This window comes from Acinetobacter entericus (genome assembly GCF_026168575.1).
Taxonomy (GTDB): domain Bacteria; phylum Pseudomonadota; class Gammaproteobacteria; order Pseudomonadales; family Moraxellaceae; genus Acinetobacter; species Acinetobacter bouvetii.
Genome location: NZ_JAPEQW010000002.1, coordinates 107861 through 133302 on the forward strand (window position 1 = coordinate 107861; position 25442 = coordinate 133302).

The following is a 25442-nucleotide window of genomic DNA, read 5'->3' on the forward strand; positions in this document are numbered from 1 at the left end:
AAATTGTAACTAAGGCGGGTAAGGCTTGCAATTCCTCTTGCTGTTCCTGCATAAAATAAATCGACAGTTTTCAATTTTTGATGAAAAAAATGCTGAAAACAGAACTGGCTATTTTCAGCGGAATAGTTGTCGAAAAACAAGCCGCCGCTCAGGCAAAATTCATTTCCAGAACCAGCTGGTTAATCAGATCTGCCGCTTCTAATTCGCGGATCTGCGCTACATTGCTGCCTGCCCAAAATGCGCCAAAGCCATGATCGCCTTGCTGTGATGCAGCAGCATGCAGCTGTTTGCCGATATCATAGGTATAAGGATAAGCTGGAACTGACGGTCTGTCGGGCGTATCAATATCCATGTGCCAATGATTGATTAATCCCCGCGCAGGGCGTCCTGAAATACTGGCTGTGATTTGGGTGATTGGCTGGTCAAACAGCGCTTTGCGATAGGCGCCATTGGCGTTGGAGCTTTTGCATTGAACAAATGCAGTGCCAAGCTGTACGGCATCTGCGCCCAAATTAAGCAAACTCTTTGCCTGCTGGCCTGACATAATTCCGCCTGCTGCCACGATTGGCAGCTGACAATGCTGTTTAAATAATTGAACTAAATCAGCAGTTCTGACACTGCTGTCAAAGCTTTCATTGAATATACCGCGGTGTCCGCCGGCTTCTATGCCTTGCGCAATAATGATATCGATGCCTGCAGCTTGAATTGCTAGAGCTTCCGCTAAATTTGTTGCGGAAACCATGGTCAGAATGCCCGCAGACTTTAAAGCTAGAATTTGATGTGCATGCGGTATGCCAAAATGGAAACTGACAGCTTGAGGGCGTGTTTCCAAAATCAGCTGTAAAAAGTCATCATTATCTAAAAAGCTTGGGTAGATACAATTGAGCTGTGCTGGCGGCATTGCGCCATATGTATTGAATTGGGGTTTAAGGTAGTCAATCCATTGCTGAGCCTTATGCGGATCTAAAACTGCAGGCTGATGGCAGAAAAAATTAACTTGAAAAGGCTGATCTGTCAGTTCTTGTGTTTTTAAAATTTGATCCCGTGCAGAGGACACTGTGCAGGCGCCTAAGCCTAAAGCGCCTAAAGCGCCTTGATTGGAAACTTCTGCAGCCAGTTCAGGTGTTGAAACGCCCGCCATTGGCGCCAAAAAAATTGGATGTTTAATGCCCAAATGTTTTAATAAGCTCATGCACTTATCTCCTTGTATATCTTCACTTTGCCCAAGGAGAGCGCATTAAGCAAATTATATTCGCTATTTTTTGGGAGAATAATATAGGGCAGCTTGCTGACAGCAGCTGTATGGTAAGCGCCAAATTTAAGGGCAGGGTATTGGCCATATTGAAAATGGCCGCTGCGCTACTTGCTGAATATGGAGTTTCCCTTTCCAAATATGCGATTTCAGGCATAATGGCGCACAAGATTGAAATTACGTTTAGGGTAGTCATGAAGCGAATTGCCGTTGCTGCAGTGTTTTTCAGTGCGTTATTTACGGCGTGTACCAATCAAGAACCGCAACAGTTTAAGGCGGTTAATGAAGCAGCATATGCAGCCAAAGATGCGCAAGATTTACAGCAGAAAATCAATCAGCTGAATAAGCAGTTTTCTGAAGATTTTAAGCGCTTTAAACGGACAGAAAGTTTGGCTTTTTCAGACCAATCAGCTTTAGATGTGAATAATTTAAAAACACTGAATTTACATACAGTCAGCTCGACTTCGTTAAAACCCAGCAAAGAAGCTTACTGTAAAATGATGAACGCTTATTTCAATGAGCTGTACCGTTTAGGGCATTTTAATTTGAATAAGCTTGATGGGGTGAAGATGAACAATGCGCCTGCATCTAACCTGAAAAGCAAATTTGCCAATGCGGATGCTTTCTACACCTTTGTTTTAGAAGAGCATACGACATATAAGCAAGCGCAGCTGGGGATGGATTTTGGCTGCAACTTACGCGGGGCTTTAACCCCCTAAGCCATCGCAGAAATATACATCTAGCTTGGAACAATGGGGCACTGGCTGGCTGCTTATTATGGTTTGCCTACGGCACTGTGGAAACATTGAATAAAGAACCTATCCAGCTGGCAAACAGCATCGCAGCGATTCCCCATGCAGTAACCCGGATAGCGCCTTTGAGCAGAGGTGTCCCTGCAGCATAACTGGAAAGTGCGCCAAGGCATGCAAGGGATAATATGCCTACAATCATCACACTGACAGATATATATTGATCTGGGCTAAGCAATATGGAAAGCATTGGAAATAGTGCGCCAACGGAGAATGCCAGTGCGGATGAACCTGCTGCCTGCAAAGGATTGGCGGAGGTGTTTTCATGAATGCCGATTTCATCACGGGCATGTGCTTCTAATGCATCTTTTTCTGTTAATTGCAGTGCAACCTCATGTGCCAGTTCCGGAGTCAATCCGCGGAGAATATAGATTTGGGTAAGCTCCTTTAATTCATGGTGCGGATTTTTTTCTAGTTCTTTGGCTTCCATGTGAAGGTCAGCTTCTTCAATATCAACTTGAGACTTGACTGAAATATATTCGCCAGCCGCCATTGAGCTTGCGCCAGAGATTAATCCTGCAACACACGTGATGAGTAAGGTATGTGATGATGCGCCGCTGGCAGCTATGCCCATAATAAGGCTGGTGACTGAAATAATGCCGTCGTTTGCACCCAATACTGCTGCGCGGAGCCAGCCAGTGCGATGAATATAATGTTTTTCACTATGATGTGATAATGGCATGAAGCGTACTCGCGGCGTTCATTTATTGTATAAAGAACATAATTAAGTTGAGGATGCAAGCTTACAACTCTGATTTGATGAAAAAAAAGCCTTCATAAAGAAGGCTTTTTTATGAAGCTGATTTAGTGCTGTGCTTTTTCTTTCACGTCAGCAGCACCTTTTTCAACAGCAGCGGCAGCATCTGCTGTTGCTTCTTTAGTGACTTCTTTTACATCGTGAGCAGCGGCCTCAGTTTTAGCAGCCGCTTCATCAGCTGCTGCATCAATTTTAGCTGCAGCGTGATCAGCAGCGGCTGTAGTTTCAGATGCGGCATGATCTGCTGCATTTTTAATGTCATGAGTTGCTTGGCTGGCTGCATTTTCTAAATGCTCACCAGTAGTCGCGCCAGTTTCAGGCGCTTTTTCTTTGTTACAGCCTACAAGCGCAACAGTAGCGGTCAAGCCTAAAGCAACAAGTAATTTATTCATTGTGTTATTCCTCTTTTTGTTATGCCCGTAGCATGGGCTGAAAATATATTAGCCGAAAGAACAATCAAGATCTGAACGAAAATTGTTGATTAAGTGTAATTTTTAATTTTTTAGTGTTGACCTCTTTCTTTATCCTGAGAATCTCAATGGCCTTAAAACTTCAATCCTTACTGTCAATAAAATTGATGCATAGACATTTTTCATGCAGTTATTCAGTAAAGCTTTTACCGCGATGGCTGCATCTGCCGAATGCTGCCATCATTTATCCCGTTGCTGCGTTAGGCAATTGCAACTCTCAAGGATGCTATCAACACTTTGTAAAGTCAGATTCACTGTGCATTCAGTTTATTTGACAGCATGGGGGTACTGAAAGTAGGGAGAGGCTGCCATGACGATATGCAATTCTTCATCAGAACAATGCATGATAAATTCACAGTCATTTTGTTTTAGATTTTGGTTTTTTTAGGGAATTTGAGTCAAATTTTGAACGCACAGATAAATTGAGGCGATAAAAAAGCCTGCATAAAAGCAGGCTTTCTTTAGGGACAGCAAGAAAAATTAAAGGCCAGCAGATGCTTTAAGCGCTTCAACTTTGTCTGTTTTTTCCCATGTAAACGCAGTGTCTGAACCTTCACGGCCGAAGTGGCCATATGCCGCAGTTTGCTTATACATTGGCTGAATGAGGTCAAGCATGCGGGTAATGCCATATGGACGAAGGTCAAAATGCTCACGAACCAATTGAACAATCAATTCATCTGACACTTTGCCAGTGTTGAATGTGTTGATTGAAATAGATGTCGGTTCAGCAACGCCAATCGCATAAGACACTTGAATTTCACATTTGTCAGCAAGACCGGCAGCCACAATGTTTTTGGCTACATAACGGCCAGCGTATGCAGCAGAGCGGTCAACTTTCGATGGATCTTTACCCGAGAAAGCGCCGCCGCCATGGCGCGCCATGCCGCCGTAAGTATCGACAATAATTTTACGGCCCGTTAAACCGCAGTCGCCTACAGGACCGCCAATCACAAACAGACCCGTTGGGTTGATGTGGAATTTAGTGCCTGCATGAAACATTTCAGCTGGAATGATTTTTTTGACGATTTCTTCAATCACCGCTTCTTTAAGGTTGGATTGAGAAATTTCAGGATCGTGCTGAGTTGAAAGCACAACAGCATCTAAGCGTACAGGCTTGCCATTTTCATAGGCAAAAGTCACTTGGCTTTTCGCATCTGGACGTAACCAAGGCAGTGTGCCATTGCGGCGCAATTCTGCTTGCTTTTCCATTAAGCGGTGAGCATATGAAATCGGGGCAGGCATTAAAACATCAGTTTCGCGGCTTGCATAACCGAACATTAAACCTTGGTCGCCCGCACCTTGATCTTCAGGTTTTTGACGGTCTACACCCTGTGCAATTTCAGGAGACTGCTTGCCGATCATGTTGATCACGGCGCAAGTTGAACCATCAAAACCCAAGTCAGTGTGATGATAGCCAATGCCATTTACGGTATGGCGAACGATTGCTTCAAAGTCAACGTTGGCAGTTGTTGTGATTTCACCAGCAAGTACTACAGCACCTGTTTTTACAAGCGTTTCACAAGCAACCCGTGCATAAGGGTCTTCTTTTAAGATTGCATCCAGAATAGCATCACTGATTTGGTCAGCCATTTTATCTGGATGGCCTTCGCTTACAGATTCCGAGGTAAATACAGCGTACTCGCGCATAAGTCCTATCACAGTTAAATTTAAAAGACGCGATATGTTACATCGAGTTGCTTTAAAGGACTAGCGCAAGACGATCAAAATGGGTGAATTTATTTCAATTTATTGACTTTTTATTTGATATGAGCATCTAAAAAATTGATAAACACTTTGAAATGAGCAATTCGCTGTAGTGCTGGAGCTGCTTGAAAAATCTCGCGTTTTGGCTGTATTTGCCAAAAAAAATGCTGAGTTATATTTTATAATTAGTTGAAATATAATAGTTTTAATTTTATTTCCCTTTGGGTTTTATTGATCCGTAAATTGGGGGGATTTAGTGTGGATCAGATATCGCTCACCTTTTATGGTAAAAAATGAATTTTATTCATTTATGCTTTAAATTATTGTTATTTCATTAAAATTTTTAGCCGTATGGCATAACTTTAAAGAGCTAATATCCGTGGCTAAGTTATTTTAAGCTACTGTTTCAGCAGATATTTTTAAATATCCTGCATAAAAAGAAAAAAATTGAGTTCTGCTGCTGATTGTGGCGGAAAGCTGTTCAACAACTGAACGAAGAGGGTTTTTGATTACGATTTATTCGTGAAAAATTCGACCTTAGTCTTTACCCTGTACGCTTTTTTTAAGACAATATACCGCAGTTTTGAATTGTTATTCATTTTATTCTTTTAAACGATTTATTTGGACGCTGACCTATGACGACCCCACTTAATGAACGCCGGATTGCAAACGCAATTCGTGTATTGGCAATGGATGCTGTGCAAAAGGCTAATTCAGGCCATCCAGGCGCGCCAATGGGGATGGCAGATATCGCTGATGTCGTTTGGCGTGAATTTTTGAACCACAACCCAACAAATCCGCAATGGGCAAACCGCGACCGTTTTGTATTGTCTAACGGCCATGGTTCCATGCTGCAATATGCGCTATTGCATTTAACTGGTTATGATCTTTCTATCGAAGATTTAAAATCTTTCCGTCAATTGCACTCAAAAACTCCAGGTCACCCAGAACTTGGCTATGCACCGGGTATTGAAACAACAACAGGTCCATTGGGTCAGGGCATTGCCAATGCAGTGGGTTTTGCTCTTGCTGAAAAAACTTTAGCAGCGCAATTCAATAAAGAAGATATCAAAGTTGTAGATCACTTTACTTACTGCTTCTTGGGCGATGGCTGCTTAATGGAAGGTGTTTCGCACGAAGCATGTTCATTGGCGGGTACTTTGGGCCTAGGCAAATTGATTGCTTACTATGACGACAACGGCATCTCGATTGACGGTGAAGTAGAAGGCTGGTTCTCTGACGATACAGAACAGCGCTTCTTGGCATACGGCTGGCAAGTGATTAAAGTTGATGGTCACGACAGCGATGCTTTGCGTGCAGCAACTGTTGAAGCGCAAACTGAAACGGCAAAACCGACATTGGTTATTTGTAAAACCATTATTGGTTTAGGTTCTCCAAACAAACAAGGTAAAGAAGATTGCCACGGTGCGCCACTGGGCAATGATGAAATTGCTTTGACTCGTGAAGCATTAGGCTGGACGGAAGGTCCGTTTGAAATTCCTGCTGACGTATATGTAGCTTGGGATGCTAAAGCAAAAGGTACTGCATCTGAAGCGGCTTGGAATGAAACTTTTGCGGCTTATGCTGCAAAATATCCAGCTGAGGCTGCTGAACTGAAGCGCCGTTTAAATGGTGATTTGCCTGCAGAGTTTTTGGCACAAGCGGATGCGTATATTGCTGAAGTGAATGCAAAGGCTGAAACCATTGCGACGCGTAAAGCAAGTCAAAATGCAATCCAGGCATTTGCACCATTGCTTCCTGAAATTCTTGGCGGTTCTGCTGACCTTGCAGGCTCAAACTTGACTCTTTGGAAAGGCGCAGAAGGCGTTGAGTCTAATCCGGCAGGCAACTATGTTCACTACGGTGTACGTGAGTTTGGTATGACTGCAATCGCCAATGGTGTTGCGCTGCACGGCGGTTTCATTCCTTACGTTGCAACATTCCTGATGTTTATGGAATATGCGCGTAATGCAGTGCGTATGTCTGCATTGATGAAACAGCGTGTGATTCATGTATATACTCATGACTCAATCGGTCTAGGTGAAGATGGCCCTACACACCAGCCTGTAGAGCAGATCGCATCTTTACGCGGTACACCAAACTTAAATACTTGGCGTCCATGTGACACAGTTGAAGCATCTATTTCTTGGAAATCTGCTTTAACGCGCAGCGAAGGTCCGACTGCATTGATCTTCTCTCGTCAAAACTTGCCATTCCAAACACGCACAGCAGATCAAATTGCTGACGTTGCGAAAGGCGGTTATGTGCTTGCGAAAGAAAAAGGCGAATTAAAAGCCATCATCATTGCAACAGGTTCAGAAGTTTCATTGGCCATGGATGCTTACGCTCAATTAGATGGCGTGCGTGTGGTTTCTATGCCATGTGCTGAAGAATTTGTGAAGCAAGATGTGGCTTACCGTGAAGCAGTACTTCCATCAAACATCCGTGCGCGTGTTGCGGTTGAAGCTGCGCATGTCGATTACTGGTGGAAATTTGTTGGTTTAGACGGCAAAGTGATCGGTATGACCACTTACGGTGAGTCTGCGCCTGCAAAAGACTTGTACCAATACTTTGGTATTACCGCTGATGCAGTAGTTGCAGCAGTAAAAGAAATTACAGCTTAATCACTTAAGATTAACTGGCAAAAAGGCGCCCCGAACATTGGGGCGTCTTTTTTATGTTTAGATAACGATATTTCAACGAATGATTTAAAACAAAGGTTTAGAATTAATTTATTCATTGAAGTATCCGGCAGAATTGGCAGTATTTGCCAGAGTGAGGAAGAAATGAGTCTTTACGATCAAATTAATGATGAAATCGTTCTAATGGATGCGGGTGAGCAAAAATGGATTGGCGCTGATTTAGAACTCGACGCGATGATGGCGGTTGAGCTGATGCTGCAGGATTTGCAGGAAGGCAAAGTCATTAAAATTCGCCGCAAGAATCATGAAAAGCATACAGGGTTAAAGCAAGTTGACCGTATTTTGGTAGAAAAGCTTTAAGCGCTGAAGATAGAAAAGCCCCATTTGGGGCTTTAGTTTTATAGGCTTGGCATTCCGGAATGCCAAGCAAAAATTAAATTAAAAGTTCAGTTTGAATCTGAATACTCGACGTCAGCAGCTTATGGATCGGGCAGTTTTCTGCAACTTTCAGCAAGCGTTTATGCTGCTCCTCATTAAAGTCGCCTTTTAAGATAATTTTACGCACAATGATGTTCTGACCTGCTTCGGGCTCTCCTTCAGGGTTCAGCTGCAGATGAACTTCAACATGGTCAATCTGGATGCCTTTGTTGTCTGCATACATCTGCAAAGTTACAGTAGTGCAGGCGCCGAGTGCAGAAAGCAGCAGCTGTACTGGATTAGGCGCAGAATCTTGTCCGCCTTTAGCTGCTGGTTCATCGACATGCCATGTATGGCCTTGCGGGTCTGTCAGGGTAACGCGGTAAGGCGTTGTGGTGCTTTGGGCGAGTGCGCTATGAATCATAATATTTGTGCTGTTCTCATGTTATTCATTTCAATATACAAAGGCTGAAAAGCATTTGCGATGCTTAGTTTGTGCTTAGAGTATTTTTTTTGTTAAAGCCCAGCAAAGAGGGCTTTTGAACATTCAGTGTTCAAGCGTTGCGGAAACTGTAAAGTTTTTCGCGCTGTCTGAATCTTGCGGAATGCTCCATTCTCCGCCAACATGGAACGATGCAGCCGAAGCGTAAGTATCTTCCATAAATTGGAAATAAGTAATGAGGCCATCCTTAACGATAGCTTTAATGGAAAACGGGGATGTGAAGGTATTTTGGGTATGCACGTAGGTATAGGTAAATTGACCAAATACGGCTATAGTTTCATTTTCAGAAATCATATCCGTTACTTGAAAATCGTTAATATTCCAGTAAATCCCTACATTGGAAAAAGTTTAAATATAGACGTCACGGCCTTGGCTGGAACCTGCCCAAGGTTCAATTTTTTTCAGTTCGGGATTGCTGAAATTCAATGATGCATAATCTGCATTGCCAGCAATTATTTTTTCTGAGGCATAAGCCACGGACTCTTTTGCGGTATTTAATAGAAAAGCCTGCAAGACGTCTTTAGGTGCTTTGGTCGACAGAGCCTTTTCAATGGCGGTCAATGCTTCGGATTGAGATATTTTTTTGTTCTGACATGAAATTTTCCAAGGTTATGAATAGCATTTGTTAAACGGTGCTGATGTCAAAATCATAAAGAAAAATTGAAATGAAAAAAAATGGCCTGTGCAGTAAACAGTTTCCTAAAATCGGGAATATGATGAGAAACAATAAGATGATTTAATTCAAGAATTGAAAACTTAACACATTCAAAATCATGAAAAGATTGCAGCTTAAAATGCAGCGATTGAAATTAAGTTTTAAAAGCAAATAAAACAGGATATAGATCAACAAGATATTGGGAAAGGATATGGAGAAAGCAATTGAAATTCAGCCGCTGCAGTGCATCAGCAAAGAACAATGGATGCCGTTATGGCAGAGCTATCAAACATTTTATGGCGCAAAACTTTCAGAAGAAGTCAGCCGCAATACATGGAAGAAGCTATGCAGTGCTGACACACCGCATATCTATGGCTTTGCAGCGATCAGTGAAAATCAAACCATAGCTATTGTGCATGTGGTTGAGCATGACAGCTGCTGGACGCTTAGGCCGTATGCCTATTTGCAGGATTTATATACCCATGAAGATTTCCGCGGGCAAGGCGTCGCGCGGAAACTGATTCAGCATGTTTATGATGAAGCTATGGTGCGTCTATGTGACCGGGTGTATTGGCAGACGCATGAAACAAATCAAACTGCGCAAAAACTCTATGACCGCGTAGCGAAAAAGACAGGATTTATTCAATACCGCATGTAATGGAGCAGCAGCGCAAAGCTGCTGAATTTTACAAATTTATCGTTCTACATATGCAACAAAACGTTTTATCTTTAACGGTGCAATGCGTAAAAAAATCTATAGACTTAATCGTATTCAAAAGTGAGATAAAAACATGAACTTTAAAGTATTAGCAATCGGTTTGGCAGTTGCGTCAGCAGCAACATTAACAGTGGCTAAACCTGTTGCATATCAAATTGATCCAACACATACTGCAACGGTATTTACTTGGAATCATTTTGGTTTTTCAACACCATCAGCGAATTTCAGCGATATTCAAGGCACAATTAATGTAGATAATGCAAAGCCTGCAAATTCATCAGTAAATGTGACTATTCCTTTGTCTAGCTTGAATACCAATGTAAAAGCGCTGGATGAGCATTTGAAAACTGCGGACTTTTTTGACGCTGCGAAATACCCGAACATTACCTTCAAAAGTACTAAAGTTCAGGCCATCAGTAAAAATAAATACAAAATCACAGGCAATCTAACTGTAAAAGATGTGACTAAGCCTGTAGTTTTGGATGCTGTATTGAATAAGCAGGGTGTACATCCGATGACTAAAACGGAAACTGTCGGCTTTAATGCAACGACTTCATTTAACCGTTCTGCATTTGGCGTAGGCGCATATGTTCCAAACGTAGGCGATAAAATCACTGTCAGCATTACAACAGAAGCTTCTGTTCCTGCTGCGAAAACAGCTGCAAAATAAGTTTTAATTTCCCTCGATTAAAACGAAAAAGCACCCGAACAGGTGCTTTTTTATTTTGAAAATTTCAAAAAACTAATCACGATTTAAAATCAGCATGCATCCAAAACTGATAAAAATACCGCCAGTAATGCCGTCAATTTTTTTACTGAATTTTTGATAATAATGATTGATTTTAGGCGCAGAGAAAAGAATCGCAACCAATGCAAACCATAAGAGGCTTTCGGTGAAGATTAAAATCAGCAAAGAGCTTTGCTGGGCAAGCGTTGCATCTGTATTAATGGCTAAAGCAAATACACTGCTGAAATACACCAGCGCTTTAGGATTGGCCATATTGGTAAAGAAGCCCTGCATGAGGAGGGTTTTGCAGGACTTTTGCTCTTTCGGTGCTTCCACAGCATCAATAGCAGGGCCAGTTTTGCTGCATGCTGATTTAAACAGCTGCACGCCCAAATAGCAGAGATATAAACCGCCGCAGATCATTAAGACCTGCTGCAGCCATGCCATTTTTTGAAATAGGTAATGCAGGCCGCTCATCGCGCATATTGACCATGCCAAAATACTGAGTGAAATGCCTAAGGCTGCAAATAGTGCATGAGTGCGCGATTGGCGGACGGCGCTTTGAGTCACAAAGAAAAAGTCCGGGCCTGGGCTGATCAATGCAAAAAAATGGATAAGGGCGATACTGATTAAAGGTGTCATTTGAGCAAAGCCATTTGAAGATAAAGCTTTATATGACTTTTTAACAATAAAAGAAAGTCAAATGACTGATTAAAAACATGATCAGGGAGGCTGGAAAACCTGCCGCTATGAAAATCTAGGCAGGTTTCCCATGGGCAGTGCTAGCGTTCGATTAATGTTTTCAGCCACTGTGAAAATATTGCTGCGGCTTTATCTTCCAATGCGGATGCGAAAAGGCTGTTGTTTTGACGCAAGGCCGGGATATCAATATTGGCTTTGCGCAGCTCACAAGTATGGCCGATCAGCCATTTCTCCATGCTGTCTGCGGCAGCTTCTATATGGAACTGTAATGCTAAAATTTGATTGCCTTTGCGGAAGGCCTGGTTAGGATATAATTCTGAGCTGGCAAGAAGTTCTGCATGTTCAGGTAAATCAAAGGTGTCGCCATGCCAATGCAGCACAGGAGTGCCTTCCAGCGGAGATAAAATATTGTTGGCCTGGCTGGACAGCTCCAGTTTACTCCAGCCAATTTCTTTGGCATGGCCTGCATAGACTTTTGCACCTAAGGCATGCGCAATCAGCTGCGCGCCTAGGCAAATGCCCACAGTCGGTAAATTCTGCTCTAAGCGGGCTTTGAGCAATTCTATTTCCTGTTGAAGAAAAGGATAGTCTGCTGTTTCATACACACCGATAGGGCCGCCTAAAATGATGGTCAGACCGGGATGCTCAAAGGCTTTGGTCAAATCATCTACGCCAGCTTCAAAATAGCGGACACGAAAACCCTGCTGATAAAATACATCTTCTAATGCGCCTAAATCCTCAAATGCAAGATGTTGAACGGCATAAATAGCGTCTGGAAATGCGGTGTTCATAGCAAATTATTTAATGTGAAGATATTATGGAATTTATCCTGAAAAAGCTCAAATAGAAAGGCTGTATTCAGTTAATTGAACAAAAATCACTGAGAGTTTTAATAGATGCAAAAAAAGTGACTGCAGGGTAGAAATGAAGTGTAAAAAAATTGAGTAAATTCACATTTCTGCAATAAAATAAAAAATACCTTACATTTTTGGCTTAAAATTTATTTAAAGTGTTGAAAATTGCTGAATATATAATCTGAAAATTGATATATATTAATTCAGTCTATAAAAAACTAATGAAAAAACAGATATTAATATTATACGGTCTAGGTATCATACAAAAAATTAGAATTTTTCAGTTTATGCCAAAAGGAACTTTCTTGATTCTAAGAATATGATTTTTTTATTAAAAAATACAGGAGTGGCAGTTTTATGGATGTGCAACATACGCGTGATGCAACATTGCTGCATGCGATACATAAAATTTTGCTTAAAGAATGGGATCCGCTTCGGATTCGACATATTCCTGCAATGCGTGATGAATATGATGATTATCTTCCGAATATATTTAAATTGATTCGAGAAAATTCAAATGAAACAGAGATTTTTGAATATCTATGGTGGATCGAACAGAACATCTTGGAAAAAAAAGGAAAAAAAGAGAATACGTTGCGTGTAGCCAGCCTATTGAAAAATTTGCAAAAACTGTAAGACTCTAAGCTGGAGTCATTGTTTTGATGAAAAAAGCCGATATGCAAATATCGGCTTTTTCTGTAAATGGCGGCTTAGAATTTCTTTTCGACACTCAATAACAGGCTTGGAATCGATTCATTGCTACGGGCCTGGTAGAGGCTGCCGTCACTGACTTTAGTCAGGCGCTCTTTATAATCTGTACTGAAAATATTGCGCGCATTGATCGAAGCGGCCCAGTTATTGTCAAAGCGTTTCGTAATGCTTAAATCAACATTGACGCGTTCATTGCTGGTGCGCTCATATAATTCGCCGTTGTAATCCTGACTGTTTAATTCACGGGTATATGCCGGCGTATAGTTGACATTTAAACTGCTGGATACGCGCCAAGGCTGATAATTATAGGATAAGCCAGCGCTGGCCGTATAAGGCGCTACATCGCTTGCAAGGCGCTCTGTGCCGTTATCTTCTTCAATTTTTGCCCTCACGGTAGACAGCTGTGCATTCAGCATGAAGGAATGTCCTGCCTCTGTTTGCTTCAATGCATAGCGGCCGGCAACTTCTACACCGTAAGTTGTTGCATTGTCCTGATTGAATGGGCGCTCTACAAATCGGCAGCTTGGGGCATTGGCAGTGGCGCAGCTTTGACCTTGCGCATCTTCACTGCGGATGGCTTTTTCAATGTAGTCATTGATTTCACGGTAATACGCCGTGATATTTACACCGCCTGTGGATGTGTTATAGCCCAAAGTGCTTTCATAGGCATTGATTTTTTCAGGGCGCAAGAATGGGTTGCCGCCTTGATCAGGGTTATTCAATGAGCCTGCATCAATGTCGGTAGATACGGAAACTGCGGGCAGCAGCTGATCTGATTTTGGACTGCGGAACGCTTGGCTGATATTGGTTTGCAGTGACCAGCTGTTTGTAAAATCAAAGCGGTGCACTAAAACAGGACTTAAATGGCTGTCGCTGTAATCGACCAGTCCTGAACGGTGAATCCATTCCTGACGCGCCCCCAGTGTTAAGCTTTGACGCGGGGTAAAGCGCCAGCTTCCTTCTGCATATAGCGCATAGCGCTGCTCATCTAAAGTATCCGCGGTATTGCCTTCTAACTCGCTGGAACGCAAATCTGTCCCAAATTTAATTTGCTTGGTTTCATCAAACTTGCGCACGCCATCATAAGCGAGGCCGTACTCATTAATTTGCTCATCGGTATAGCTTTGGCGCTGACTGGAGCGGGTCAATTCGGTTTCGTTCTGCTGCTCCACAGACAAACGGATTTTATCTGAGTTGCCTTTGTCTTTGCGTTCATAGCGGGTATTCAGGCGGATGCTGTCGTTTTTATCCTCCTGAATTTGATCACGCATGCTGCCTTGGCTTTCATTGTTGCGGTAGAACAGTTCTGCCACAAGCTTCTGCTGATCATCAATTGAATATTCAGCGCGCGGGCTCAGCATCTGTGATGTTCTGTTGGTAATGCGCTTTTGTGAAGACATGATTCCAGATGCATTTTCAGTCGTCGTCACTGAATCTGAGTCGCTCCACATCTGGTTTGCAGACAGGCTGTAGGTCCATGGGTCAGTTTTGCCGTCCATTTGCAGCGAGATGTTTTTGCGCTCTTCTTCTTTCTGGCTGGATTTGGCTATGCCGTAGCCTGCGCGGACGGTGCCGCTGATGCGGGTGCCGTCCAGCGGTTCTTTTAAAATGATATTGATCACGGCTGAGGACGCGACAGAAGCTTGCGCAACGCTAGGCTGTTTGACAATTTCAATGCGTTCGATCATGTCGGGGGTAATGCTGTCAACGACTGACATGCCGCCGCGCGGGCCGCCTTGCACCGGTTCGCCATTGATGAGGAAGACTGGCGCGCCGCCGCCGCGGAAACGCATGCTGCCATTGCCGCCGCGCGGGCCTTGTCCAGGTGTAGGCATTTGAAAGCCTGCCGCACGGCGCAGAGCATCATTCACACTTTGATCGCCAAATTTTTCCATTTCATCGCGGGTAATAATTGTTTTAGCAACAGCGCTGATGTCTGGATTTTTTTCTACAGCAGGCGCTTGTTCAACCTGAAAAGTCATGGTTGGCAACGTCTGAACAGCTGCCGGAGCGCTTGACGCTACAGCAGGAGACGTGTCCTCTGCCCATGCAGGCATAGAAAGCGCGCATAAAGAAAGTGTTAGAGCGCTGAGTTTGAATGTGGATGGCATGCGTTTCATTATTGGACGTACCAAATGTAATTTTGCGTAAGATTAGTCTAAAAATATGGAGAAAATTTGAGGAAAACGGCTGAAATAAGATGAATGAGAAATTTTTTTTGAAAAAATCTAAATAGAGTAAAAAATTGAATTCCATACATTTATTAAGGTAATTTGTCTGCTGAAATTAAGCTGCACTTTCTAAAATCTATAAAAAACCATTTTGAAATAATGCGAAGGTGTGAAAGTAAGTTTATGTAATAGGTTTTTGATATGTCCTCATAAGTACGCTGAGGATGAACGAGTGCAGGCAGGCTGTTGGCATAGGCCGATGATGCAAGGCTCTTAGCGCTATAGATCAAGGTATAAAAAAGATCTGATTAAATATAAGAAAGATTTATCACAAAATTTTCTTTGAAAACTTTATGAAAAATAGTGCTTAGGTTAAGATGAGCCATCTTTTGGTAGAAACAATTTAAAGACCTATGCAACCTTTTGTTCTATATAACTCAGAGCAGCGTAAAAAAGTAGAATTTGTACCGCGTAAAGAAGGGCATATCGACATGTATGTGTGCGGTATGACGGTCTATGACTACTGTCATATTGGCCATGCTCGAGTGATGGTTGCATTTGACTATATTATCCGTTTCCTGCGCAGTCAGGGATGGAATGTCAAATATGTGCGCAATATTACCGATATTGACGACAAAATTATTAAACGCGCAAATGAAAACGGCGAAAGCATTACGGCTTTAACAGACCGTTTCATTCAAGCCATGAATGAAGATGCAGAAAATCTGGGCTGCCTGCATCCGGATGAAGCGCCGCGTGCAACCGATTATATTGATCAAATGCAAAATATGATTGGCAATTTGGTGAACAACGGCACAGCTTATCCGTCATCCAATGGCGATGTCTATTTCCAAGTTGAAAAATTTGCCAAGTACGGCCGCTTGTCTGGCCGCAAGCTGGAAGATATGCAGGCGGGCGCATCTGAGCGTGTAGATGTTGAAGTAGAGAAAAAGCATCCGTTCGACTTTGTACTGTGGAAGCATGCCAAAGAAAATGAACCGTCTTGGGCATCTCCATGGGGCAATGGTCGTCCAGGCTGGCATATTGAATGTTCAGCAATGTCTACCTGTTGCCTAGGCAACCATTTTGATATTCACGGCGGCGGTTCAGATTTAACTTTCCCGCATCATGAAAATGAAATCGCGCAATCAGAAGCCTCAACAGGCGAACAGTATGTAAATTACTGGATGCATGTTGGCTTTATTAATGTGGATGGTGAAAAAATGTCTAAATCTTTAGGCAACTTCTTCACCATTCGTGACGTGATGGAAAAATTCCATCCTGAAGTCATCCGCTACTTTATTGTGTCTTCACACTATCGCAGCCCAGTGAACTTCTCAGATTTTGCATTGAAAGAAGCTAAAGCAACATTGAGTCGTTTCTATCATTCATTCAAAGCGTATCAAGCTGTTTATGGCGATAAACTAGTTGAGACTTTAGATGACGCTTTGGTAGAGCGCTTTAACGCAGCTATGCGTGACGATTTCAATACTTCAGAAGCAATTGCTGTACTGTTTGAAATTAACAAAGCGTTGAACAGCGCCGTAAAAGGGGAACAAGCGGAGCAGGCTGCAGTTTATTATGCAACTTTGCGTCACTTGACCAATATTTTAGGTCTGGCGCAGCAAAACGTAGAAGATTTCTTAAAGTCGGATATTGGGCAAGAAGCATTGGGACTAACTGAAGAACAGATTGAAGATCTGATTCAGCAGCGTCAAGATGCGAAGAAAGCCAAAGGGTTTGCCAAAGCCGACGAAATTCGTCAGTCACTGCTGGATCAAGGTGTTGTGCTGGAAGATACGCGTCAAGGTACAATCTGGCGACGTGCTGATTAATTCACCAGTTGAATGCGTGGAGAGTTGACAGTTTTTAGAAACTCTCTATAATGCATTTCCATATTGCGGGAATAGCTCAGTTGGTAGAGCATAACCTTGCCAAGGTTGGGGTCGGGAGTTCGAGTCTCCTTTCCCGCTCCAGAATATGAAAAAAACCTTAGTTTTCGGACTAAGGTTTTTTTTTGCGTAAAATTGTTAAAACTGACGATAAGACATTATAAATTGAACATTTATAAACGTTGAATNGAATATGAAAAAAACCTTAGTTTTCGGACTAAGGTTTTTTTTTGCGTAAAATTGTTAAAACTGACGATAAGACATTATAAATTGAACATTTATAAACGTTGAATTTATGCAGATATGCTAAAATCAGCTAAATTATTCATAGTGATTGAAGCGCTGCGAGTTCAGCTCTAATAAAGGTAAAATGGCTTTGAATCCACCAAATATGCCAAATCAAATTGATTTTCAAAAAGTCGCATTGGAAACCCTTAGCATTGAATGCAATGCTTTGGGCGTGCTGGCTGCCGAGATAGATGAACGTTTTACCCAAGCCTGCGAAATTATTTTGCAATGCAAAGGGCGTTTAGTGATTACCGGTATGGGTAAGTCCGGCCATATCGGCCGTAAAATGGCGGCGACTTTTGCATCCACAGGGACACCGTCATTTTTCATGCATCCCGGCGAAGCGGGTCATGGTGACTTAGGTATGCTGGTGAAAGGTGATGTGCTCATTGCCATTTCCTATTCAGGTAAAAGCGATGAAATTATGATGCTGATGCCGCTGATTAAGCATGTCGGCGTACCATTGATCACGATTTCTGGGCACGATAAAGGCCCAATGCCGCAAAATGCGGATGTTGCTTTAACTTTAGGTGATATTCAAGAGGCTTGTCCGCTAGGTTTAGCGCCAACTTCAAGCACCACGGCAACATTGGCCTTAGGCGATGCTTTGGCTGTTGCGCTTTTGGAAGCGCGAGGTTTCACTTCAGATGATTTTGCACGCTCTCATCCTGCAGGCGCTTTAGGCAAGCGCTTACTTTTGCATGTCAAACATTTGATGCATACAGGCGAAGAGCTGCCAAAAGTTGCGCCTGAAACGCCAATGAATAAAGTGCTGTATGAAATTTCTAATAAGCGGTTAGGGCTGACAACAGTCGTTGATGCTGATGACAAGCTTCTCGGGATTTTTACCGATGGTGATTTACGCCGTTTGATTGACAAGCAGCAGGGTTTTGATGTGAATCTTCCTGTATCTGAAGTGATGATTCAGCATCCGTCAACGATTTCGAAAGAAGCCCGCGCAGTAGAAGCGCTAGAGAAAATGAATGCTAAAAAAATCAATCAGTTCATTGTTGTTGATGAAGACAATACTGTGATTGGTGTGATCAGCATGCATGATTTAATTCAGGCTGGGGTAAATTAAGCAATGGCTTCCTATGTATTATTGGAACAGGCTCGTCATATTCAAGCGTTGGTGCTGGATGTAGATGGAATTCTGAGTGACGGTTTTGTGACCTTGACCAATTCGGGAGACGAAATTAAGTCTTTTGACATCCGTGACGGTTTAGGTATGAAACTCGTACAAAAAGCGGGTATTAAAGTCATTATTATTACTGGCCGAAAAAGTAATATTGTTGAAAAGCGAATGTCTGACTTAGGCGTGGACTTGGTGTTTCAAGGCCGTGAAGATAAAGGTACAGCGCTTCGTGAAGCATGTGCGCAGCTGAATTTAGATCCAGTGGATTGCCTGTATATGGGTGATGATTGGCCTGATTTATCTGCATTTGCGATTGCCGGCATGAAAATTACAGTGCCAAATGGTCATGTAGAAGTGCGCCGCCGTGCGGATTTGGTAACACAAGCTTACGGTGGCCGCGGTGCTGTGCGTGAAATTTGCGATATGCTGCTGATGTCGAAAGGCGTTTACCAAGAGATGCTTGAAAAATTTGCCAGCGCACCGCATTAATAACTTAATAATTCATTAAATTTGGATTAAACAACCGCTTATGGATACAAAAGTTTTATACGTTACTGCAATCGCTATTGCGGCTGTAAGCGGCGGTTATTACTATTACAGTGGAAAAGGCAATAAACTCCAAGCCGATTCTGCGCGCAGCATGAAGTATTCTGCAGAGAATATTAATCTGACTCAAACTGATGAGCAGGGTAAACTGTACATTCGCGCGCAAGTCGACCGTTTAGAGCAGGATTTGCAGCAAAAAACATCACAGTTGGATAATCTAAGAGCATCCACGTATAAAGATGGGCGTGTAGATGCGACATTTTTTGCAAAAGTTGCCAATGGTTATAATGACAATGAAAAAGTTGTTCTAAGGCATAAAGTTGAAGCAACGAAACTGCTGGAAGATGGAAAAATGGTCTTTCTAACAGATGAATTGACTGCTTTTCCAAAAACACGTGAATTAGAAACTGACAAACAGGTTACAGTGCAGACTCCGCAAGCCGAATTTGTCAGTAACGGTCTGAAAGCCAATTTAAATGACGGTCAGTACGAATTTTTTAATATTCGAGGAAAGTATGAACCTTAATCATAAACCACTATTGTCTAACGCTTTCCTAAAACAGGCAGTGCTGATGGGTTCACTTGCACTGTGCTCAGCAGGCGCTTTTGCATTGCCTTCTGACCGCAATCAGCCAATTTCGTTAGTGGCTGACCGCGCGACTTTTAATGAAAAAACAGGTATTACGACTTATACGGGCAATGTCATTATTGAGCAGGGCACGATGAAGCTGCAGGCAAATTCCATTGTGGCGAATCTGAATAGCCGTAAAGAAATCAGCACCATTACTGCAACTGGCGGGCCTGCCCGTTTTCAGCAAAAAGTAGATCCTGCTAAAGGCTTAGCTAAAGGCCAAGCGCAAAAGATTGTCTATAATGCTGAAACAGGCATTCTTACCATGTCTGGCAGTGCTTTATTGGAACAGAACGGCGCAAGCATTAAAGGCAATACATTAAAATACAGCATGAACAAAGGCGACATTGTGGCTGAAGGCACACCGAATAGTTCGGGTTCATCTTCTGGACGTGTACAAATCATTATTCCGCCTTCCAGTTCTAAGTCATTCCCAGGAGCGCGTGATTAATGGAGAAACCGCTGAATCAGCCTCAAACATTATGCATTAAGCATTTAGCAAAGAATTACAGCAAGCGCTGGGTGGTGAAGGATGTTTCATTCAGCATGCAAAGCGGGCAAATTGTGGGATTGCTTGGTCCGAATGGCGCCGGTAAAACCACCAGCTTCTATATGGTCGTTGGCCTTGTGCGCATGGACAAAGGCGAAATCCATTTAGATGATTTGGACATGTCAGATTTGGCTATGCATGAGCGTGCGCGTAAAGGCATTGGCTATTTGCCGCAAGAAGCCTCTATTTTTAGAAAATTGACAATTTCTGAAAATATCATGTCTATTTTGGAAACGCGCAAAGACTTAAATAAGCAGCAGCGCCAGCAGCGTCTGGCCGAATTGCTTGCTGATTTTAAAATCACCCATATTAAAGATTCCTTGGGCATGAGCGTATCAGGCGGTGAGCGGCGCCGTGCAGAAATTGCCCGCGCGTTGGCGGCAGATCCGAAATTTATGCTGCTGGATGAACCATTTGCAGGGGTTGACCCGATTTCAGTCGGTGACATCAAAGACATTATCCGGACATTAAAAGAGCGCGGAATCGGTGTTTTAATTACCGATCACAACGTGCGTGAAACATTGGCGATTTGCGAGCACGCCTATATTGTGAGTGAAGGTTCCGTTATCGCGGAAGGTTCACCGCAAGAAATTCTAGAAAATGAAACTGTCCGCAAAGTCTATTTAGGCGATGACTTTACAGTCTAAATGGCAAAAACCCTCACAAAATGAGAAATCGGTCATTGTTGTGAGGGGGCCTATTCAATAAAATAATAAAAATATTCGATAAATGTAATTTTATTTACGAATTACATATAAAAACTCAAATAAAAATTATTGCGTAGAAACAATGCTAATAATAAATAGTAAGGATTTAAAACTATGGGGAAAATTTGAAAAAAATAAACGAACAGCGCTGTTTGTTCTGATTATTCCTTTTCACTTTTCCTATGCGCATGCAGAGAATGCGGAAAAAAATCAGTTTCATCTTTTAAACGGTGGAATAGGGCAGTTATTTGCGCTGAAACCCAAGCGTTCTGCTGAAAAAATTGATATTACGGAATTGAGCAGATTTCCTTTTGATACGTCAAAAGTGAATGAGCTGACCCCTTTAAGTCAAGTCTCTTATGATGTGGCGGATGCCATTATCAATATCAAGCGTTATCAGGAAATCAGCAAAATTGCACAAGAGCAGATAAAAGGCATTGGGCGCATTGCCGAGATTGCGAATTTGCGGGCAAAAGCAGGGATCAGCAGTCAGGCCGACCCTATTCAGGCTCAATCGAATTTAGAGGCGGCTGAATCTAATCTGATTGTACAGCAAATGCAGCTTCGCCTAAACCAGCAGCGCTTAAGAACGCTGCTGGGCTTTGATGTATCTGCAAACCAATGGGAAATTCCAGCGGTCATTCTGCAAAAGTCTGATTTATATAAAGACCCTGAATATAACTTCATCCCGAGTATTATGCAGGCGCAAGCAGGTGTAGAAGTGGCAAAGTTTCAAAAGAAACAGGCGAAACTGAGCGCTTATCCAACCATCAATATTAAAGGCAGTCTCAGTCAGGCGGTAAACGGCCGCAATCCAAACAATAATGAAGATGACGGCTTTTATAATTCTATTATGCTTGAAGCCAATAGCAATTTTTATCAGGGCGGCGCCATTGCAGCTCAAACGCGGGCTGCCAGCTATGCGGAAGATGCTGCGCGGGCGCAAGTGAATACCGCTTATTTAGATGTCTTGGATCGCGTGTGTTTAATTCGGGAACAAATTGAGAATAAGAAAAGACAGATGTCGGTACTTATGCAGCGCAGGGAGACAACAGCGCGAACCAAAGAGCTGTATCAGGAACAATATAAATTAGGCACAAGAACAGTAGTCGACCTATTGAATGCGGAACAGTCTATTCATAGTGCAGCGATGGAAATCGTAAACTCACAATACGATATTTATTCAGGACTTGCGCAGTATATACAGGTGACGGGACGCAGCAGGGAGATCTACGAATTAAATAATAAGATGATTCAGGGGGTTGAAGTTCAGCCATGACACAGACAATAAATTATCAGCCTTGGCTTCAGGCCGTACAGAATATTGCTAAGCATTACCGCATAGAAGCATCGGAAGAACGGATTCGTCTGCAGCTGGATTGGAATCAGCATGGCAGTTTAGAAGAATTGATCAATGTGATGGCCAAACAGATTGGCTTGAGCGTGCGCAAAAATAAATATGATGTCAATTTGCTGAATCCGTGGCGCCTGCCTGTCATGATTGAATTCAATAGCGGGGAAGTCGGCGTAGTTGAACGCATAGATGCGGATGGAAATGCCAGTGTGCAGCTCAGCGGCGATGAAGGCTTATCTCAGGTATTTCCGATCGAACGGCTGAATCACGGCGCACGCAACATTTATATTTTGCGTCCAGAATCCTCTGTACCTGACATCCGTGTGGATGAGTATATTAAACCATTCGAGAAAAACTGGTTTTGGAGCATAGCCTTACAAGATTGGAAGCGTTATATCGATATTATGCTTGCTTCAATGATGGCGAATGTTTTAGCGCTGGCTACCGTGCTGTTTTCCATGAATGTCTATGACCGGGTGATTCCATCACAATCGGTTTCAACACTCTGGGTGCTGGCCAGCGGTGTGCTGCTGGCGGCAATTTTTGAGTTTGCGCTGCGCATTACCCGTATTCATCTGTCAGACATTATTGGAAAGCGGTCAGATTTAAAAATTTCAGACCGGGTCTTTGGTCATGCGCTGCGCATAAAAAACAGCGAACGTTCTAAATCAACAGGGACATTTATTTCGCAAATCCGTGAATTGGAAGGTGTTCGTGAATTGGTGACCTCTACAACGGTGACAGCTATTGCTGACTTGCCTTTCTTTTTACTTTTTTTGGCCATCTTTTGGATTATTGGCGGCAATCTGTTTTGGGTGATGCTGCTGATTGTGCCGGTGATGGTGCTGCCGGGCATCCTTGCACAGAAAAAACTGGCGCAGCTGGCGCAAATGGGCATGCGTGAATCGGCGATCCGCAATGCGCTGCTGGTGGAGGCAGTGCAAGGGATTGAAGACATTAAACTGCTGCGCGCAGAATCCCGTTTCCAGAATCAATGGAATCACATGAATGAAGTATCTGCCAATGTCAGCATGCAGCAGCGCAAGATTGTCGGCTTTATGAATGCTTGGACACAGAAAATTCAAGGGCTGACTTTTGCCATTGTCGTGCTTGTAGGCTGCTTTGCCGTTATGAAAGGCGACATGACTACGGGGGCTTTGGTGGCCTGCTCAATTTTGTCTTCACGCATGCTGGCGCCTATTGCGCAGCTGACCGGAGTATTGGGCCGCTGGCAGCAGGCAAAAGTAGCCAAAACAGGGCTGGATGAACTGATGAAAAAGCCGGTGGATCAGCCTGATTATTCGCATTTGATTCATCGGCCTGTGATACATGGCAATTATGAGCTGCATGGCGTGGTGTTTAAGTATGGCGATGATGACCCGAAACCCAGCCTGATTATTCCTAAACTCGATATTAAGCCCGGTGAAAAAATAGCTATTTTAGGCCGAAATGGTGCCGGAAAATCAACGCTATTGCAGTTGCTGTCTGGCATGCAGATGCCTTCACAGGGCAAAGTGAAATTGGATGGCATTGATATTGGCTTGATTGACCCTTCAGATGTCCGCCGTGATCTGGGACAGCTGAATCAAACGTCACAGCTATTTTATGGATCTATCCGGGAGAATTTAACACTGGGCGCGCCTTTAGCGACAGATGATCAAATATTGCATGTGCTGAACATCACAGGCGCTTTAGGTTTTGTGCAAGAAAAGAAAGAAGGGTTGGATCATATTGTGCTGGAAGGCGGTTTTGGTTTTTCGGGCGGGCAGCGGCAAGCTTTGCTGCTGGCGCGGCTGCTGATTCGTGAGCCGAATATTCTGCTCCTGGATGAGCCGACTGCATCCATTGATGATGTTTCTGAAAAGCAGCTGATTGACCATCTTCGATTTCATTTAAAGCATCGGACACTGGTTGTTGCAACGCACCGCCGGGCCGTACTGGAATTGGTGGACCGCATCATTGTGGTGAATGACGGAAAAATTGTCATGGATGGCCCAAGAGATCAGATTTTAAATCAATCGGGCGGTGTGCAAAAGCGTGTGACTGGAGCGAGCGCATGAGTGAAAATAATCAAGTAATGACGCGCTCAGCAAAAGTGGCTTTTCAGGAGCCGCCGCTGCCGAAAGCAAGCCTGGTGATTTGGATTATTTGTCTGGGCTTGGTGACTATTTTGGTTTGGGCTTGGCTGTTTGAACTGGAAGAGGTTTCCACGGGTACTGGCAAGGTTGTTCCATCATCCAAAGAGCAGATTATTCAGTCTTTAGATGGCGGCATACTCACCACGCTGAATGTCAAAGAAGGGCAAATTGTTGAGCAGGGGCAAGTATTGGCGCAGCTCGATCCCACCCGTTTTGAATCAAATGTCGGTGAAACAGAGTCCCTATTGACGGCAAGCAAGGCGACGGCAGCGCGGCTGCGTGCGGAAGTAAGCGGCAAGCCGATCAGTTTTCCTGCAGAAGTGGCAAAAGAGTCAAAGCTGGTTAATGAAGAAACCGCTTTGTACCAATCGCGCCGTGCTAATTTAGAAGAGTCGCTATCTGGACTGAAACAGGCGCTGCTACTGGTTGAGCAGGAGCTGTCGATGACGCAGCCTTTAGTTGCAAAAGGCGCAGCCAGTGAAGTTGAAGTGCTGCGCTTGAAGCGTCAGGCCAATGAACTGCGCAATCAAATGAATGATGTGCAGAACCAGTATTACGTGAAAGCGCGTGAAGAGCTGGCCAAAGCCAATACGGATATTGAAACGCAGCAGCAGGTTGTGCGCGGTAAGACGGATACTTTAAGCCGTACCGTATTTAAATCCCCAGTACGCGGTGTTGTTAAGGAAATTGATGTCATGACATTAGGCGGTGTCGTGCCGCAAAATGGCAAGCTGATGACGATTGTACCATTGGATGAACAGCTGCTGGTTGAAGCGCGGATTTCTCCGCGAGATATTGCATTTATTCATCCAGAACAAGACGCTTTGGTGAAAATTACCGCTTATGATTATTCCATTTACGGCGGTTTAAAAGGCAAAGTCACCATTATCTCTCCAGATACTTTGAGGGATGAAGTCAAGCAGGATCAATTTTATTACCGCGCTTATATTCGTACGGATAGCGATAAGCTGGTGAATAAAACTGGGAAAAACTTTGCAATTACCCCGGGTATGGTTGCCACTGTAGATATCCGTACGGGCGAAAAGACGGTATTGGATTATCTGATCAAGCCGTTCAATAAGGCGAAAGAAGCGCTGAGAGAGCGCTAGT

25 protein-coding genes and 1 tRNA gene are annotated in these 25442 nt (G+C 43.3%); 16 read left to right on the forward strand and 10 right to left on the reverse strand.

The window, feature by feature from the left end:
- Positions 1-148: 148 nt before the first annotated feature.
- A complete protein-coding gene (locus tag OKC24_RS02055) occupies positions 149-1192 on the reverse strand; it encodes an NAD(P)H-dependent flavin oxidoreductase (protein ID WP_265464697.1) in 1044 nt (347 codons plus the stop codon).
- 254 nt (positions 1193-1446) lie between these two features.
- Between OKC24_RS02055 and OKC24_RS02060 the strand changes: the two genes are divergently transcribed.
- Positions 1447-1971: a hypothetical protein gene (locus tag OKC24_RS02060; RefSeq protein ID WP_130144611.1), complete on the forward strand. Its 525-nt coding sequence runs from the start codon at positions 1447-1449 to the stop codon at positions 1969-1971.
- Between the two features lie 67 nt (positions 1972-2038).
- Here the strand turns inward: OKC24_RS02060 and OKC24_RS02065 are convergent, their stop codons facing one another.
- The 3 genes from OKC24_RS02065 to metK all read right to left on the reverse strand — a co-directional run bounded on the left by OKC24_RS02065 (position 2039) and on the right by metK (position 4935).
- On the reverse strand, positions 2039-2743 hold the full coding sequence (locus OKC24_RS02065; protein WP_130144613.1) for a VIT1/CCC1 transporter family protein: 705 nt from the start codon (positions 2741-2743) through the stop codon (positions 2039-2041).
- Between the two features lie 122 nt (positions 2744-2865).
- Complete coding sequence (locus OKC24_RS02070; protein ID WP_130144614.1) at positions 2866-3210, reverse strand: hypothetical protein; 345 nt, start codon at positions 3208-3210, stop codon at positions 2866-2868.
- Positions 3211-3768: 558 nt separating this feature from the next.
- The gene (gene metK, locus OKC24_RS02075; protein ID WP_005010491.1) at positions 3769-4935 is read right to left on the reverse strand and encodes a methionine adenosyltransferase; all 1167 of its coding nucleotides are present in this window, start codon (positions 4933-4935) and stop codon (positions 3769-3771) included.
- Positions 4936-5627: 692 nt separating this feature from the next.
- Here metK and tkt point away from each other — a divergent pair.
- A complete protein-coding gene (gene tkt / locus OKC24_RS02080) occupies positions 5628-7616 on the forward strand; it encodes a transketolase (protein WP_131275893.1) in 1989 nt (662 codons plus the stop codon).
- Positions 7617-7778: 162 nt separating this feature from the next.
- Positions 7779-7994, forward strand: coding sequence for a hypothetical protein (locus OKC24_RS02085; protein ID WP_130144620.1), 216 nt, complete (start codon positions 7779-7781; stop codon positions 7992-7994).
- Positions 7995-8067: 73 nt separating this feature from the next.
- On the opposite strand, the gene OKC24_RS02090 is transcribed toward OKC24_RS02085, so the two are convergent.
- From OKC24_RS02090 to OKC24_RS02100, 3 genes are all read right to left on the reverse strand, one after another.
- On the reverse strand, positions 8068-8475 hold the full coding sequence (locus OKC24_RS02090; protein ID WP_130144622.1) for an OsmC family protein: 408 nt from the start codon (positions 8473-8475) through the stop codon (positions 8068-8070).
- 123 nt (positions 8476-8598) lie between these two features.
- Positions 8599-8847, reverse strand: coding sequence for a nuclear transport factor 2-like protein (locus OKC24_RS02095; RefSeq protein ID WP_131275892.1), 249 nt, complete (start codon positions 8845-8847; stop codon positions 8599-8601).
- A 54-nt stretch (positions 8848-8901) separates the two neighbouring features.
- Complete coding sequence (locus OKC24_RS02100) at positions 8902-9114, reverse strand: hypothetical protein (RefSeq protein ID WP_252151863.1); 213 nt, start codon at positions 9112-9114, stop codon at positions 8902-8904.
- 305 nt (positions 9115-9419) lie between these two features.
- Between OKC24_RS02100 and OKC24_RS02105 the strand changes: the two genes are divergently transcribed.
- Positions 9420-9866, forward strand: a complete 447-nt coding sequence (locus tag OKC24_RS02105; RefSeq protein WP_131275891.1) for a GNAT family N-acetyltransferase — start codon at positions 9420-9422, stop codon at positions 9864-9866.
- 133 nt (positions 9867-9999) lie between these two features.
- Entirely contained in the window at positions 10000-10596 is a 597-nt protein-coding gene (locus OKC24_RS02110; RefSeq protein ID WP_131275890.1) for a YceI family protein, read from the forward strand.
- Between the two features lie 72 nt (positions 10597-10668).
- Here the strand turns inward: OKC24_RS02110 and OKC24_RS02115 are convergent, their stop codons facing one another.
- Together OKC24_RS02115 and OKC24_RS02120 are read right to left on the reverse strand one after the other, a co-directional pair.
- A complete protein-coding gene (locus OKC24_RS02115; protein ID WP_131275889.1) occupies positions 10669-11295 on the reverse strand; it encodes a LysE family transporter in 627 nt (208 codons plus the stop codon).
- 140 nt (positions 11296-11435) lie between these two features.
- Complete coding sequence (locus tag OKC24_RS02120; RefSeq protein WP_131275888.1) at positions 11436-12146, reverse strand: glutamine amidotransferase; 711 nt, start codon at positions 12144-12146, stop codon at positions 11436-11438.
- 420 nt (positions 12147-12566) lie between these two features.
- On the opposite strand from OKC24_RS02120, the gene OKC24_RS02125 reads away from it, so the two are divergent.
- On the forward strand, positions 12567-12845 hold the full coding sequence (locus tag OKC24_RS02125; RefSeq protein WP_130144634.1) for a hypothetical protein: 279 nt from the start codon (positions 12567-12569) through the stop codon (positions 12843-12845).
- A gap of 74 nt (positions 12846-12919) precedes the next feature.
- Here OKC24_RS02125 and OKC24_RS02130 read toward each other — a convergent pair whose 3' ends face one another.
- Positions 12920-15040, reverse strand: a complete 2121-nt coding sequence (locus OKC24_RS02130) for a TonB-dependent receptor plug domain-containing protein (RefSeq protein WP_131275886.1) — start codon at positions 15038-15040, stop codon at positions 12920-12922.
- A 464-nt stretch (positions 15041-15504) separates the two neighbouring features.
- On the opposite strand from OKC24_RS02130, the gene cysS reads away from it, so the two are divergent.
- The 10 genes from cysS (at position 15505) to OKC24_RS02180 (ending at position 25441) form a co-directional block, all read left to right on the forward strand.
- Positions 15505-16926 carry a cysteine--tRNA ligase gene (cysS, locus tag OKC24_RS02135; RefSeq protein ID WP_130144638.1) on the forward strand — a complete coding sequence of 474 codons (1422 nt, stop codon included), beginning with the start codon at positions 15505-15507 and terminating at the stop codon, positions 16924-16926.
- Between the two features lie 65 nt (positions 16927-16991).
- Positions 16992-17067, forward strand: a tRNA-Gly gene (locus OKC24_RS02140).
- Between the two features lie 307 nt (positions 17068-17374).
- A complete protein-coding gene (locus OKC24_RS02145) occupies positions 17375-18352 on the forward strand; it encodes a KpsF/GutQ family sugar-phosphate isomerase (RefSeq protein ID WP_130144845.1) in 978 nt (325 codons plus the stop codon).
- Between the two features lie 3 nt (positions 18353-18355).
- Positions 18356-18895 (forward strand): KdsC family phosphatase, encoded by a 540-nt coding sequence (locus OKC24_RS02150; RefSeq protein WP_130144640.1) that lies wholly within the window; start codon positions 18356-18358, stop codon positions 18893-18895.
- Positions 18896-18935: 40 nt separating this feature from the next.
- Positions 18936-19478 (forward strand): LPS export ABC transporter periplasmic protein LptC, encoded by a 543-nt coding sequence (lptC, locus tag OKC24_RS02155; RefSeq protein WP_130144642.1) that lies wholly within the window; start codon positions 18936-18938, stop codon positions 19476-19478.
- Entirely contained in the window at positions 19468-20034 is a 567-nt protein-coding gene (gene lptA / locus OKC24_RS02160; RefSeq protein WP_005010464.1) for a lipopolysaccharide transport periplasmic protein LptA, read from the forward strand. Before lptC ends, lptA begins: the two co-directional genes overlap by 11 nt.
- Entirely contained in the window at positions 20034-20780 is a 747-nt protein-coding gene (gene lptB / locus OKC24_RS02165; RefSeq protein ID WP_130144644.1) for an LPS export ABC transporter ATP-binding protein, read from the forward strand. Before lptA ends, lptB begins: the two co-directional genes overlap by 1 nt.
- A gap of 142 nt (positions 20781-20922) precedes the next feature.
- Complete coding sequence (locus tag OKC24_RS02170; RefSeq protein WP_131275885.1) at positions 20923-22119, forward strand: TolC family protein; 1197 nt, start codon at positions 20923-20925, stop codon at positions 22117-22119.
- Positions 22116-24254 carry a type I secretion system permease/ATPase gene (locus OKC24_RS02175; protein ID WP_265464707.1) on the forward strand — a complete coding sequence of 713 codons (2139 nt, stop codon included), beginning with the start codon at positions 22116-22118 and terminating at the stop codon, positions 24252-24254. The genes OKC24_RS02170 and OKC24_RS02175 overlap by 4 nt, the downstream gene beginning before the upstream one ends.
- Complete coding sequence (locus OKC24_RS02180) at positions 24251-25441, forward strand: HlyD family type I secretion periplasmic adaptor subunit (RefSeq protein ID WP_131275884.1); 1191 nt, start codon at positions 24251-24253, stop codon at positions 25439-25441. The genes OKC24_RS02175 and OKC24_RS02180 overlap by 4 nt, the downstream gene beginning before the upstream one ends.
- Position 25442 lies beyond the last annotated feature (1 nt).